Annotated in this window: 9 protein-coding genes and 1 tRNA gene; 8 read left to right on the top strand and 2 right to left on the bottom strand. The window is 67.0% G+C overall.

What is annotated here, in order from left to right; genetic code table 11:
• Nucleotides 1-279: 279 nt before the first annotated feature.
• The 4 genes from QW887_RS24215 to QW887_RS24200 all read left to right on the top strand — a co-directional run bounded on the left by QW887_RS24215 (nucleotide 280) and on the right by QW887_RS24200 (nucleotide 6,737).
• Entirely contained in the window at nucleotides 280-2,316 is a 2,037-nt protein-coding gene (locus tag QW887_RS24215; RefSeq protein ID WP_316185585.1) for a HAMP domain-containing methyl-accepting chemotaxis protein, read from the top strand.
• Nucleotides 2,317-2,723: 407 nt separating this feature from the next.
• Nucleotides 2,724-4,238 (top strand): MFS transporter, encoded by a 1,515-nt coding sequence (locus QW887_RS24210; RefSeq protein ID WP_316185584.1) that lies wholly within the window; start codon nucleotides 2,724-2,726, stop codon nucleotides 4,236-4,238.
• On the top strand, nucleotides 4,239-5,060 hold the full coding sequence (gene otsB, locus QW887_RS24205) for a trehalose-phosphatase (protein WP_410052219.1): 822 nt from the start codon (nucleotides 4,239-4,241) through the stop codon (nucleotides 5,058-5,060).
• A gap of 216 nt (nucleotides 5,061-5,276) precedes the next feature.
• Nucleotides 5,277-6,737, top strand: a complete 1,461-nt coding sequence (locus QW887_RS24200) for a trehalose-6-phosphate synthase (RefSeq protein ID WP_315750791.1) — start codon at nucleotides 5,277-5,279, stop codon at nucleotides 6,735-6,737.
• A gap of 38 nt (nucleotides 6,738-6,775) precedes the next feature.
• Here the strand turns inward: QW887_RS24200 and QW887_RS24195 are convergent, their stop codons facing one another.
• Nucleotides 6,776-7,120, bottom strand: coding sequence for a hypothetical protein (locus QW887_RS24195; RefSeq protein WP_315717023.1), 345 nt, complete (start codon nucleotides 7,118-7,120; stop codon nucleotides 6,776-6,778).
• A gap of 221 nt (nucleotides 7,121-7,341) precedes the next feature.
• Here QW887_RS24195 and QW887_RS24190 point away from each other — a divergent pair.
• Nucleotides 7,342-7,431: transfer RNA gene (locus tag QW887_RS24190), tRNA-Ser, on the top strand.
• Nucleotides 7,432-7,487: 56 nt separating this feature from the next.
• On the opposite strand, the gene QW887_RS24185 is transcribed toward QW887_RS24190, so the two are convergent.
• Nucleotides 7,488-8,387, bottom strand: a complete 900-nt coding sequence (locus QW887_RS24185; RefSeq protein ID WP_316195130.1) for a helix-turn-helix domain-containing protein — start codon at nucleotides 8,385-8,387, stop codon at nucleotides 7,488-7,490.
• A 184-nt stretch (nucleotides 8,388-8,571) separates the two neighbouring features.
• On the opposite strand from QW887_RS24185, the gene QW887_RS24180 reads away from it, so the two are divergent.
• From QW887_RS24180 to QW887_RS24170, 3 genes are all read left to right on the top strand, one after another.
• A complete protein-coding gene (locus QW887_RS24180; RefSeq protein ID WP_316195128.1) occupies nucleotides 8,572-9,504 on the top strand; it encodes an alpha/beta hydrolase in 933 nt (310 codons plus the stop codon).
• A 403-nt stretch (nucleotides 9,505-9,907) separates the two neighbouring features.
• On the top strand, nucleotides 9,908-11,113 hold the full coding sequence (locus tag QW887_RS24175; protein ID WP_316195126.1) for an MFS transporter: 1,206 nt from the start codon (nucleotides 9,908-9,910) through the stop codon (nucleotides 11,111-11,113).
• 847 nt (nucleotides 11,114-11,960) lie between these two features.
• Nucleotides 11,961-13,658: a methyl-accepting chemotaxis protein gene (locus QW887_RS24170; protein WP_315827899.1), complete on the top strand. Its 1,698-nt coding sequence runs from the start codon at nucleotides 11,961-11,963 to the stop codon at nucleotides 13,656-13,658.
• The last annotated feature ends 4 nt before the right edge of the window (nucleotides 13,659-13,662 follow it).

Raw genomic sequence — 13,662 nt, 5'->3', positions numbered from 1 at the left:
ATTTTTCTTATTCTGATTAGAAACAGCGCCCTCAGGACTTTGCAACTCGAATTTTCGTCTCTGATGTCATTGCGACGTCTTGCGCGCGGCCCCGGCGATTCGGTCGCATGTGGCACGCCATGCGAGGCGGCACCGGCGCGGGTGAGCGCAGGCGGCAGGCCGATGCCGCCCATTTACCGCCCCTTAGCCATTGTGACGTAGTTTTGATCACGCTCTGGTGCGTTGCTGCCGGGCGGTTGGTTTCTGGCCAATATAAAGAATGGCGTGTCGGGGGTGGGAATGTCTGCGCAGCTTGCGCCGCAGTCGCGGCGTGCCAATTTTCTGACCCTGCGATTTCGCGGCAAGATCTTCTTGGGCTTTGCCGTGGTGCTGGCCATCTCCGCCGTCAGCATCGGCTTCTCCTATCTGGGGTTCGAGCGGGTCGCCGCGGCGGTGGCGGCCTATCGCAGCAGCGTTGCGGAAGCCGACACCACCCGCACCATCGATCGCGAGCTGGTCTCGTACCAGGCTCTCGCCCGTTACTATGCCCTGACCGGCAAAGCCGACGACGAGGCGGCGGCCACCGCTGCCCAGCAGGCGCTCCAGGCCGCGATCGACAAATCGATGGCCGCGACCGGCGCCGAGCGGCGGGCGCAGGTCGGCAAGCTGCAGGCGCAGTTTCAGGCCTTCGCCAAGACATTCTCGAGCATCGTTGCCCTGACCCGCGAGAACGCGAAGCTGGCGACCGACCAGATCGGCATCATCGGCAACAAGATCCGCTTCAAGTTCGATGATCTGGCGGACACCGCCGCGCTCGCCGGCCTGCCGTCCGTGCAGACGACGGCCAAGGACCTCACCGGCCAGTACCTGACCGTGTCCGCGCTGGTCGGGACCTACATCGCCAAGCCCGATGCTAAGACGGCGGACGGCGCCATCGCGCGCACGCGCTTCCTGGAAACCTCGCTGGTGACGATCTATGCCAATGACGAGAAGATCACCCAGCGCGTCGCCGAGCTCGGCGACCTGATCAAGCAGTACCGCGCCGCCTTCATCAAGCTGTCGGAGAACATGAAAGCGCTCGGCAAGCTCGAACAGGAGATGGGCGTCGTCGGGACCGAGATCATCGCGCTGTCGAACGAGCTGAAATCCGAGGTCGCCTCCGACCAGCAGCGCATCGAGGCCGCCGCCAACACCACCATCGCGGACATCGAGCGGCTGATCGCGATGCTGGCGATCGGCGGGCTGACGCTCGGCGCCGTGCTGGCGCTGATGCTCGGCAACGGCATTTCCAGGCCGATGATCACGATGTGCAAGGCGATGCGCGAGCTCGCCTCGGGCAATTTCGACGTCCGGCTGCCCGGCCTCGGGCGCGCCGATGAGATCGGCGAGATGGCGGCCGCCGTCGAGGAGTTCAAGGTCCAGGCGGTGGCCAAGGCCGAGCGCGACGCCGCGACGCAGGACGCCCAGAACAAGGCTGCGGGCGCCGCGCGCCGGGCCGAGCTCATCCGCTTCGCCGACGAGTTCGAGACCGCCGTCGGCTCGATCGTGTCCAACGTCTCGAGCTCGGCCGAGCACCTCGAGCAGGCGGCTTCGACCCTGACGCGCACCGCCGAGACCACGCAGTCGCTGGCGAGCCGCGTGAGCGGCACCTCCGACCAGGCCACCGGCCGCATCCACTCGGTCGCGAGCGCGACCGACGAGCTGTCGGCCTCGGTCGATGAGATCGGCCGCCAGGTCCGCGAGTCCAGCCGCATCGCGGAATCCGCCGTCGCCCAGGCCGAGGAGACCGACGGGCGCATCGGCAAGCTGTCGCGCGCGGCGCAGGAGATCGGCGACGTCGTCAAGCTGATCACCGCGATCGCCGAGCAGACCAACCTGCTCGCGCTGAACGCCACCATCGAGGCGGCACGCGCCGGCGATGCCGGCCGCGGCTTCGCGGTGGTGGCTTCCGAGGTCAAGTCGCTGGCGGAGCAGACCGCCAAGGCGACCGACGACATCTCCAACCACATCTCCGGCATGCAGGCAGCGACCCAGGAGTCGGTGACCGCGATCAAGCAGATCGGCGGCACGATCCGCCAGATCTCGACCATCGCCTCGTCGATCGCGACCGCGGTCGAGCAGCAGGGCGGCGCGACCCAGGAGATCGCCAGGAACGTGCAGAGCGTCGCGGCAGGCACGCAGGCCGCCGCCGCCGATATCACCCAGGTCAATCGCGGCGCGACCCAGACCGGCGAGGCCTCGGAGGAGGTGCTGCGCTCGGCCCAGTCGCTGTCCTCGGAAAGCGCCCGCCTGCGCGCGGAGCTCAACCGCTTCATGGCGAACATCCGCGCGGCGTGAGTTTTGCGGCGACAGGCTGGTCTTCACGCCGCTCGCAAATGCGTTGGCGAGCCTGCGGCCAAACCCTCCGCTGTCATCCCGGCGAACGCCGGGATCCATACGCCGCGGCAGATGTGTCACGGGCGGTATCGATTGCGTGCCCCAATCTTGCACCACGCGGTACGGATCCCGGGTCGCGCTCGCTCCGCCCGCTTGCCCGGGACGACAGCTGAAATGAGGCGCGCCTGGGCCTCACCCAGGAAACGCTGCGGCCCCCCGGGGCGGGTCGAGCGCCGAACCCCGCCCCACTTCCGGGAACCCAGCGCGCGGCGAGACGTTGGGTCGCAGCGGCAGGGTTTCATTGCCGCATTTGCTTCATCCTCTCGGTCGAGCATGCGGTGCGACCCGCGCCGTCGCATTGGGATTCCATGGCACCCCGACAGGCATCCTTTCCGCACCTCCGCGTCATCACGTCAGCGCCGCAATCCAGCGCGCCGCCGGGCGACACGGCTGGCCAGGATCGAATCATCGAAACCAACATCCCCGCCCGGCTCGACGACCTCCGCTGGAGCGCCTTTCACACCCGCGTCGTGCTGGCGCTCGGCATCACCTGGGTGCTCGATGGGCTCGAGGTGACGCTCGCCGGCGCCTTGTCGGGAGCACTCAAGCAGAGCCCGGCGCTGCATTTCTCCAATCTCGAGATCGGGCTTGCCAACAGCGCCTATCTCGGCGGCGCGGTGATCGGCGCCCTCGGCTTCGGCTGGCTCACCGATCGCATCGGTCGCCGGAAACTGTTCTTCATCACGCTCGCGCTGTATTTGTCGGCGACCGCCGCCACGGCGCTGTCCTGGAACGTCGCGACCTACGCGCTGTTTCGCTTCCTGACCGGCGCCGGCATCGGCGGCGAGTATACCGCGATCAATTCGACGATCCAGGAGCTGGTGCCGGCGCGCTATCGCGGCTGGACCGATCTCATGATCAACGGCAGCTTCTGGCTGGGTGCCGCGCTCGGCGCCGTCGGCGCCATCGTGCTGCTCGATCCTGATGTCGCCGGCCCGGATGTCGGCTGGCGGCTGGCCTACGGCATCGGCGCCTGTCTCGGCCTGGTCGTGCTGGTCATGCGGATGTGGATTCCGGAAAGTCCGCGCTGGCTGATGATTCACGGCCATCCCGAAGAGGCGCATCGGATCGTGGCGGAGATCGAACGCGACGTCACCGGCCACGACCGCGAGGCGCGCGCAAAGGAATTGCCGAGGATGCGGCTGCGGATGCGTAGCCACACGCCGTTACGAGAGGTCGCGCATACGCTGTTCTCGGTCTATCGTCAGCGCTCGCTGGTCGGGCTGACGCTGATGATCGCCCAGGCGTTCTTCTACAACGCGATCTTCTTCACCTTCGCGCTGGTGCTGACCGACTTCTACGGCATCAAGTCCGATCATGTCGGCTGGTACATCCTGCCCTTCGCGGCCGGCAACGTGCTCGGGCCGCTGCTGCTCGGCCGTCTGTTCGACACGCTCGGGCGCCGCGCCATGATCACCTTCACCTATGGCGTCTCCGGCGTGCTGCTCGCGCTCACCGGCTATCTGTTCTCGATCGGAGTGCTGAGCGCCGCGACGCAGACCGCGGCCTGGATGGTGATCTTCTTCTTCGCGTCACCGGCGGCGAGCGCCGCCTATCTCACCGTGTCGGAGAATTTTCCGCTGGAAGTGCGCGCGCTCGCGATCGCGCTGTTCTACGCCATCGGCACCGGGATCGGCGGCATGGCGGGACCCGCGCTGTTCGGCGCGCTGCTCGACAGCGGGGCGCGCGGCGCGGTGTTCGGCGGCTATCTGTTCGGTGCCGCGCTGATGCTGGTGGCGGCGCTCGTCGCTTGGCGCTATGCCATCGCGGCCGAGCGCAAATCGCTCGAGCAGGTGGCGCGCCCGCTCGCTGTCATGGAGTAGATGATGATGTCCGACAACTCCGATCTGATCGGTTCTCCTGTGGCGGAGCCCGCCGAGATCGTTCCGACGCCGGTGAGTCTCGTGCCGCATCTTCGCGAGGTGGCGATCCTGCTCGATATCGACGGCACCCTGCTCGATCTCGCGCCGACACCGCGCGAGGTGTGGGTCCCGCCGGGGCTTGCCGAGGCACTGAACGCGTTGCTGCAACGAACCTCCGGCGCGCTGGCGCTGGTCTCGGGCCGCTCACTCAACGACATCGATCTCATCTTCGCGCCGGAGGTCTACCCCGCCGTCGGCGGTCATGGCGCGGAGATGCGGCTCGGCGGCGGCGGTGAGGCGGATGCGATCAAGGCGCCGCCGCTGGACAAGGAGCTGAAGCGCAGGCTCGCTGCGATCGCCAAGCTCAGCCCCGGCATTCTGCTCGAGGACAAGGGGTACTCGCTGGCGCTGCATTATCGCCTCGCGCCGCAGGCGGAGAAGGCGATCTACGAGGAAGTGTCGCGCATCCGCGCCGAGTTGCCGGAGGCGCCGATCGAGGTGCTGCCCGGAAAATGTGTGTGCGAGATCAAGCATGCCGGCTTCACCAAGGCGAGCGGCGTGCGCGAGCTGATGCGGCACGCGCCCTTCAAGGGACGCAAGCCGTTCTTCATCGGCGACGACGTCACCGACGAGACGGTGTTCGCGATCATGCCGGATTTCGCCGGCCTGTCGTTCTCGGTCGGCCGTCGGGCGCTCGGTGTCGACGGACATTTCGACGCTCCGGACGACGTGCGCGCGTTCCTGGCGCTCCTCGCCGACGGCGGAACTAATTCATCGACCTAGCGGTCCGCGCAGTGGTTCGGTATCGCCGCGTTATTAGTTCCATCCGCCATGCATTCGCATGTTGCATGCGTCGCTCTTGATTAGAAACGTTCTGACTTGATTGACGCTGTGATTACACCGCGCGAATGCCCGAATTTGGTTTCATTTGGTTGAAAGGGTGGCCTGGAACCATATTGATGAACAGCTGTTAACCGACATGACCAACAGGAGGGAGCTGTGAACCTCGTCGTGGTTTCGAATCGGGTGGCACGTGGCAAAGCCAACGAGCCAATGACCGGCGGACTTGCGGCAGCATTGCTGCCCATCGTGGAGAAATCGGGGGCAGTATGGGTGGGATCATCGGGACGTGTGCGCGACGGCGCGCAGACGGAACCGATCGCGGAGATCGAGCAGATCGGTGAAGGCGCGCTCGCGCTGCTGGATCTGCCGGCTGCGCACTATGCCGGCTACTACGAAGGCTTCGCCAATTCGGCGCTGTGGCCGGCGCTGCATTCACGCAGCGATCTGATCAGCGTCTCGCATGATGATTATCGGTCCTATCGCGAGGTCAACGCCTTCGTGGCGCGCGCGCTGCTCCGGTTCCAGAAGCCGGACACCTTGTTCTGGATCCAGGACTATCACTTCCTGTCGCTCGGCGCGGAGTTGCGCACGCTCGGTGTTAAGAGCCCGATCGGTTTCTTCCTGCACACGCCGTGGCCCGCGCGCAGCGTCATCGACAGCGTGCCGAATCACCGCGATCTCGTCACCGCGATGCTCGCCTATGATCTGATCGGCTTCCAGACCGAGGACGATCGCGAGAACTTCACCGCCTGCATCCGCGCCGATCTCGGCTTGCAGGTGCGTGACGGCGTGGTCAGGTCGCTGCACGGCCGCACACGTCTGGCGGTGTTCCCGATCGGCATCGATGCCGACAAGTTTGCGCAGCAGGCGGCGAAGGCGGTGGCGCATCCGGACGTGTCGCGGCTGCGCCGCAGCCTGCACGGCGAGAAGCTCGCCATCGGCGTCGATCGGCTCGACTACTCCAAGGGCCTCGTCAACCGCATCAACGCGTTCGACCGGATGTGGACGATGCACCCGAGCCTGCTGCGCGCCGTGTCGTTGCTGCAGATCGCAACGCCGTCGCGCGAATCGATCGAGGCCTATGGCAATCTGCAGAGCGAGGTCGCGCGCCTCGTCAGCGAGGTCAATGGCCGCCACGGCGAGGTCGACTGGACGCCGATCCGCTACCTCAACAAGGGCTATGGTCAGGGCGTGCTGGCCGGCCTCTATCGCAGCGCCCAGGTCGGCGTCGTCACGCCGCTGCACGACGGCATGAACCTGGTGGCGAAGGAGTATGTCGCCGCGCAGAGCCCGGTCGATCCCGGCGTGCTGGTGCTGTCGAAATTCGCCGGCGCCGCCAACGAGCTCGACGCGGCGCTGATCGTCAATCCGCATGACATCGACGGCATGGCGCGGACGATCGCGATGGCGCTGTCGATGCCGCTCAACGAGCGCCGCATGCGCTATGAGATCATGATGACGAAGCTGCGCCGCCATTCGATCCAGCAATGGTTTGCCGACTTCGTCGAGACCCTGCAAGACGGTGACTCGGCCGAGGTCGAGATCGAGCCTCTGCCTGCAGCGCCGGCGGGTTTTCTGGCCGGCCGCATGCTGTCGCCCGGCGCGCGCTATCACTGAACCGGGCGTTACACCTCGCCGCCGCACGGCGGCGAGGCTCAATGGCAGTAGGAGACGCCGTCGAGCACGGCGCAGCGCAGCTTGTTTGGCGAACTCGGATTGTCCATCGGCACCATCCCGTTGCCCTGTCCGACGAACACGCCGGGTCCCACCACCACCGATGCCTTGTTGCCGACGATGACGGACGGGTGCGGCTTCAGGCTGGACTTGGTCCCGTCCGGCCACAGGATCGCATCGCCCTGCCAGATCCCCTTGCGGCCGTCGTCGCAGGTCACGTCGACGCCCTGCTTGGTGCATTGATCGGCGCGCGCCGGGCCGGCGGCAGTCAGGCTGAATGCTGCCGCCAGCAGCACGGCGAGACGGGCAGGGGTGGATGACGGCATCGCGAGGTCCCTCGTGTGCAGCCGGACCGACGGGCTGCAAATCAGTGGTCGTGCCGGCCGGCCGGCCGGTTCATCGATCGGCCGGCGAGCGGCGGCGGCCCCCGGCCGAGCCCGCAACCAGGGCGGATTGATGATTTTTATCAGCGATTTGGGGGAAATTTGCCGCCGAGGCCCCCGCCCGGCTTGCAAAACGCCGCCGACCCCGCCAAGAGAGGGCCGCCGGAGAGATGGCCGAGTGGCTTAAGGCGCACGCTTGGAAAGCGTGTGTGCGGGAAACCGTACCGTGGGTTCGAATCCCACTCTCTCCGCCAGTCACCCATCCCAGCCATTCCGTTCAGTTGCGAGAAGATGAAATCGCTGCGGGCCGTCAGCCCTCCGGCCTCTTCCGCACGAGCGTGCGCGGGGGCACGCCATATCGACGGCGGAAGAGGCGGCTAAAATGCGAGGGGTCGTTGAAGCCCCAGCGCAGGGCAATGTCGGTGATGCTCTCGGTTCGGCGCGCGGCTTGGAGGTCGCGGCGGCAGCGGTTGAGGCGGCGCTGGCGGATGCATTCCGAGGGCGTGGTGCCGTGCTCGGCGAACAACAATTGTACGGAGCGGACGGATAGTCCGAAGTGGGCGGCGATCTCGGCGCTGTCGAGATCGGGGTCGTGCAGCTGTGCGTCGATGTAGCTCATGATGCGCGCGAACCGCGCGGATGAGCGGCGCGGTGCAGCGTCGCGGCGCACGAGGCGCGCAGCCCTGGCGACGATCTCGAGCCCGGTATCGACGGCGGCATGGGCCTCGCGGTCGTCCATCTCGGCCAGCGTGCCGGCGAAGCCCTCGAAGTAACCGGACACGGCGGCGCCGAAGCCGTGCCGGCCGGGCAGATGCAGGGGGCCGCGTCCGATCAGGTCGGGGTGAAAATTCCGGATCACGGCTTCAGGGCAGGCGATCATCATCTTGCGCAGCGGACTGAGCGTGGCGAAGGCGAGCGTCTCGCGCGTGTTCCAGACGATCACGTCGCCCGCTTCGAACAGCACCGTGCCCGTTGAGTCCTCGCCGCGCTCCCGGCCCTCGATCACGGTCATCACGACCACCAGACCGGCATCGGAAGCGCGGCGCATCCCGGCGCAGCCCTGTGCGACCTGCGCTTCGATCACGAGAGCATCGCCTAGCTGCCTCAACTGCTGACGGAGCGAGATGGCCTCGTGAATGGTCCAGCCGAGCAGTGGGTCGAGGGACGTCGTGGGCGCGGTCAGCGAGGCAAACCCTTGCACGTTCGGCATCTGCAACGCTTTCCCTCGGCCGCCCGGAGGCCCTCGCTTGCGGCGGCTGCGTCCGCCCGCGTTTCGCCGTCGTCCGGGTTCGCTTTCGCTGCCGTCCGGGACGTCGGTGCCGCGCTTGGACTAGAGCCTAGGCTGTGAACGCCGTGCAGACAAGGCGGAGAGACGAGAGCAAAGGGAGGTTGCAATGGTCGGTTCGGAACTGCGGGCTGGGTTCGAGAAGGTGGCCTTCAAGGCCGACGATGGTACGGTGCTGCGCGGCTGGCACGTGCCGCCGCAGGGGGACGCGCCGACAGCGCCCATCGTCGTGCTTCATCACGGCTTTAGCGGGCTCAAGGAAAGCTATCTCGACAAATATGCCGCCGCGTTCAGCGCAGCCGGTCTCGGCGCGCTGGTCTATGATCCCCGCAATTTTGGCGAGAGCGAAGGGCGCGTCCGGCAGGAGATCGACCCGATGCAGCAGCTGGCCGACTACCGCGATGCCATCACCTTCGCAATGACCCTGCCGCGCGTCGATCCCAGAAGGCTCGGCGCTTGGGGCTCCAGTTATGGCGGCGGTGTCGCCATCCAGGCGGCGGCGATCGATCAGCGCATCCGCTGCGTGGCAGTGCAGGTCTCGTTCCTCAGCGGCGGCGCGATCTGGAGCCACATTCCGGCGGAGACGAAGGCGCAGCTGTCGCAGCTGTTCGTAGGCGAGCGATTGGCCCGTGCCGCGGGCGAGCCGCCGATGACCATGCAGGTTGTCGCGCAGGATCCGGCGACGACGCCGTGCATCCTGGGGACATCGGACGCCTACGACTGGTGCATGGAGGCGGCGAAGATCTCGCCGCTGTGGCGCAACGAGGTTACCGTGCGCAGCCTGGAGCTCACCTTCAGCTTCGAGCCGGTCGCCTTCTTGCATCGCATCGCGCCGCGGCCCCTGATGTTGATCGCGGCCGAGGGCGACATGCTGATGCCGATCGAGGCGTCGCGGGAGGCGTTCGCGCGCGCCGGCGAGCCAAAACAGTTTGTCAGTTTGCCTTGCGGGCATTTCGCGCCCTATGTCGAGCACTTCGAACAATCATCCTCGGCTGCCCGTGACTGGTTCCGATCACACCTCCTTCAGACGCGCGAAGCTTGAGCTCCGCCGATAGGGTGGGGCTATCGCATATGAGGCGACAAGCTGTGGCGAGCGCTCGTTTCGCGGCCATCCTTCGCGATGGCCGCCTAAGGCGGCCTCTCGGGATGAGGGTCTTTTTCGCGGCCCTCATGGTGAGGAGCGCCGCTCTGCGGCGCGTTAGGCGATGCTCTTGCTTCGCCTTGAGACCCATGGGGGCTGACGATCGGCTGCTCCCGTGCGGCGCTGCTCATGCTGTTCCTGCTCGGGCCGGCGGCCGTGCGTGCAGTTGCCGGCACTGGCACGAGCACCCCGCCGGTGGCGGGGCCGCAATTCCGAAACAGCGGGGCTGATTCGGCGCGAATGCTCTAGAATTAGGATTGCAACGCGCGCCGCGCGTCACCTCCGTGCAGTGCCCCCGTCCGAAATGCCCCCCGTCATCGCCGACCCCTCCCTCCTGCGCGTCCTGATCGTGCTGGCCGTCACCCAGCTCATCGCCTGGGGCACGCTCAGCCTGCCAGCGGTGATCGGCCGGGCCATGGCGGCGGATCTGGAGATGGATCTGACCGCGATCTTCGCCAGCACCACGGTGCTGTACATGTCGATGGGGCTCTGCTCGCCGCTGCTGGCGCGGCCGTTCGTCAAGCACGGTGGCCGCCGCGTCATGATCGCGGGTACCCTGCTGGCCGCGCCGGGCTACGCGCTGCTGTCGGCCGCGCAGGGGCCGCTCTCCTACTACGCCGCATGGCTGCTGCTCGGCGTGGCCGGCAGCGCCACGCTCTCGACCGCCTCCTACATCGTGCTCAACGAAATCGCGGGCCTGCGAGCGCGCAGCGCCATCGGGGCGCTGATGCTGGTCACGGGCCTGTCGAGCAGCATCTTCTGGCCGGTCACCTCGGCCCTCTCGGCGCATATCGGCTGGCGCAGCACCTGCCTCGTCTATGCCGGCCTGCTGCTGCTGGTGTCGCTGCCGCTGTTCGTGTTCCTGCTGCCGCGGCGCGTCCATGATCATCTGCCGCCGTCCTCGGATGCGGCGGCATCGGCCCCCGCAGCGACGCCGTCGCGCGGCACGTTCTATCTGCTGGTCGGCGCCTCCGGCCTCAACGCCTTCGTCGCGTTCGGGATGGGGGCGGTGCTGATCGAGCTGTTGAAAGCCGAAGGCCTGTCGGCGGCCGAGGCGGTCGGCTTCGGCTCGATGCTAGGCGTGATCCAGATCAGCGCCCGCGCCATCGATTTTCTCGGCGGCGGCCGCTGGGACGGCATCAGCACCGCGATCGTCGCCGGACTGGCGCTGCCGGTGGCGATGCTGCTGCTGATGCTGAGCGACGGCTCGCACGCCGCGATCGGCGGCTTCATCCTGATCTACGGCCTTGGCAGTGGCGCGCTCGCCGTGGCGCGAGCCACGATGCCGCTGGTGTTCTACGACAAGGCGGCGTTCGCCAAGGCGTCCGCCCAGATCGGACTGCCGCTCAACCTGCTGTCGGCGGTGTCGGCGCCCATCCTCGTCGAGCTCTTGACCCGCTACGGCAGCAAAGCGCCGCTGGCGCTGAGCCTTGCCTGCTCGTGCGCGGCGGTGGTCATCCTGTTGCTGCTGCGGCAGCGCCGGCCGGCGCGCGCGGCGGTCTCTCCCTGAGGCGTTCGACCGAGTCGCCCGTCGGACCGGACATGGGCTCGCCGGGAGCGCCGGGCCGCGGGGACAGGTCGCATCCGTCCTGCGCCACAACGCGAAGTTCGGTCGTTGCTTCAACGACATCGCCGCAGCCGCGCCCGCCTGCGCAAATTTTGTTCTTTCGTTTTATCGGAATTCGTGCTTCTCTCTGATTGTCCCGCCTCATCGACGAGGGGCGCTGCGCATCGTCAGGAGCGTTGGGGTGGGATGTGATGGACGGGCAGGCGCCGACTGACGAGCGGCGCCGGCACGGACGGTCAAGTCGCATGGTCCTGGCATCCCGACGCTGATGCCTGCGTGGCGTGCCATTGGTGCGTTGTCGCAAACGGGGGCAAGAACGCCGGTCCCCGGGGAGAGTGCGAAGCAGCCGTAACACCATTGCGCAGGGAAGGCCGGGCAAACCCGGCTGAACCTGTGGTTCCTGCCCCGTGCATTCCTTTCCGCACGGGGGCCGCAGGAATCAGCCGATGCCTGGTCTTCCCTGCGCCCTCGATGAGGTGAGGGCTGAGCTGCACAAAGCTCGGGCGCCTGACGCGTCGCGACGACGAAACTCCGTGGGAACTCGACACCTAACCCACTGGAACTTCGCAGGGAACCGGCCGTCCCCTTGGATGATACCTCGGATTATCGCATGTTAGTTCGAACGATCGCCACCCCAGGTCGGGTTGGTTGTTCTCTGGCTTGAGTTCGCGTGAGTGGACATGATCCGTCCAAAAACTAATTAGTTCGACAGTGTTCGGGCGGCACGGATAGCAAACCATTAATGTACGGTTGGTATCGTGCATACAGTCCACGCAACGAGAACCAGAAAATGCGACACCTGACTGTCTATCAGCGTCTCGCGGCGATCATCGCCGTGATGTCGATCGCACTGTTCGCCGTCTCCGCCATGCAGATCCTGATGCTGCGCGGAACCGTTCTCGAGGAGCGGCAGACCATGGTCCGCAACCTCGTCGAGTCCGCCGTCAAGGTGCTGAGCTATTATGACGCCGCGGCGACCGCCGGCAAGATGGCGCCGGAGCAGGCGCGGCAGCAGGCCTACGCCGCGATCGGCGCAATGCGCTGGGGCCAGTACAACGACTATCTCGGCGTCTACGGAACCGGATCGTCGGATGCGGGCGTGACCTATGTCCACGCCAACCCGAAATACATCAACGTCAACCGCTGGGACTTCAAGGATTCCACCGGCAAGCTCCTGATCCAGGACATCGTGCGCATGGCGCGCGCCGGCGGCGGCTTCGTCGAGTACAAGGTGCCGCGCGCGGGGGGGACGACCGAGCTGCCGAAGATGTCCTACGTCGGCGCTTATGGCAGCGGCGACAAGATGCTGGCGATCCAGGCCGGCGTGTATGTCGACGACGTCGATGCGGTCGTCTATCAGCGCGCGCTGTGGGCCGGCTTCGGCGCGCTCGCAGGTCTGCTGGTGGCCGCGGTCGTCGCCTTCTGGCTCGGACGCAGCGTCGTCGTTCCGCTCGACCGTACCTGCGCCGTGATGGACGAGCTGACCAAGGGCAATCTGGGCCTCGAGGTGCCGTTCACGGATCGCAGGAACGAGATCGGCCGCATGGCGCGCAGCCTGCAGATCTTCAAGGACCATCTCGCCGAGAGCGAGCGTCTCCGGGCCGAGCAGGAGCAGTCCAAGCAGCAGGCCGCCGAGGAGCGCCGCACGGTGCTGGTGCGGATCGCCGACGAGTTCGAGCGCTCGATCGGCGGCGTGATCCAGACCACCGCGACCGCCGCCGGCGAGCTGCAGACCTCGGCGCAATCGATGTCGAGCATCGTCGCCGGCACGACCGACCAGAGCGCGAAGGTGGCCGCGGCCGCCGAGCAGACCGCCAAGAACGTGCAGACGGTGTCGGCCTCCGCCGAGCAGCTGTCGTCATCGATCCAGGAGATCGCCAAGCAGGTCACGCAGTCGTCCTCGATCGCTCAGAACGCGGTCGGGCAGGCGACGCGGACGGAGGCGATGGTCGACCGGCTGGTCCACGCGTCGCAGAAGATCGGCGAGGTCATGGCGCTGATCCAGACCATCGCCGGCCAGACCAACCTGCTGGCGCTGAACGCCACCATCGAATCGGCGCGTGCCGGCGAGGCCGGCAAGGGCTTCGCGGTGGTCGCCAACGAGGTCAAGGCGCTGTCGGCGCAGACCGCCAAGGCAACCGAGGAGATCACCAGCCAGATCGAAGCCATCCGCGACGCCACCGGCTCCACCGTCAACGCCATCCGCGAGATCGGCGCGACCATCGGCCAGATGAACGAGATCACCGACGCGATCGCAGCCGCGGTCGAGGAGCAGGGTGCCGCGACCAAGGAAATTGCCCGCAGCGTCCAGCAGGCGGCGCAGGGCACCCAGGGGGTCATGCAGCACATCGTCGGCGTGCGCGAGGCGTCCGGCCAGGTCGGCGCCGCGGCGGCGCAGGTGCTGAGCGCGGCCTCCCAGCTTGGCAGCCAGTCGGATCAGCTCAAGACCCAGACCGGGCGATTCCTCGGCAACGTCCGAGCGGCGTGACGTC

It is taken from the genome of Bradyrhizobium sp. SZCCHNRI3052 (assembly GCF_032484895.1).
Classification (GTDB): Bacteria; Pseudomonadota; Alphaproteobacteria; order Rhizobiales; family Xanthobacteraceae; genus Bradyrhizobium.
This window is presented reverse-complemented; position numbering and strand designations above follow the sequence as displayed.

Bases quoted from the DNA above. Each gene is read 5' to 3' on its own strand.
- QW887_RS24215 (WP_316185585.1), top strand. From the start codon at position 280: ATGTCTGCGCAGCTTGCGCCGCAGTCGCGGCGTGCCAATTTTCTGACC.
- QW887_RS24210 (WP_316185584.1), top strand. From the start codon at position 2,724: ATGGCACCCCGACAGGCATCCTTTCCGCACCTCCGCGTCATCACGTCA.
- otsB (WP_410052219.1), top strand. From the start codon at position 4,239: ATGATGATGTCCGACAACTCCGATCTGATCGGTTCTCCTGTGGCGGAG.
- QW887_RS24195 (WP_315717023.1), bottom strand. From the start codon at position 7,120: ATGCCGTCATCCACCCCTGCCCGTCTCGCCGTGCTGCTGGCGGCAGCA.
- QW887_RS24185 (WP_316195130.1), bottom strand. From the start codon at position 8,387: ATGCCGAACGTGCAAGGGTTTGCCTCGCTGACCGCGCCCACGACGTCC.
- QW887_RS24180 (WP_316195128.1), top strand. From the start codon at position 8,572: ATGGTCGGTTCGGAACTGCGGGCTGGGTTCGAGAAGGTGGCCTTCAAG.
- QW887_RS24175 (WP_316195126.1), top strand. From the start codon at position 9,908: ATGCCCCCCGTCATCGCCGACCCCTCCCTCCTGCGCGTCCTGATCGTG.
- QW887_RS24170 (WP_315827899.1), top strand. From the start codon at position 11,961: ATGCGACACCTGACTGTCTATCAGCGTCTCGCGGCGATCATCGCCGTG.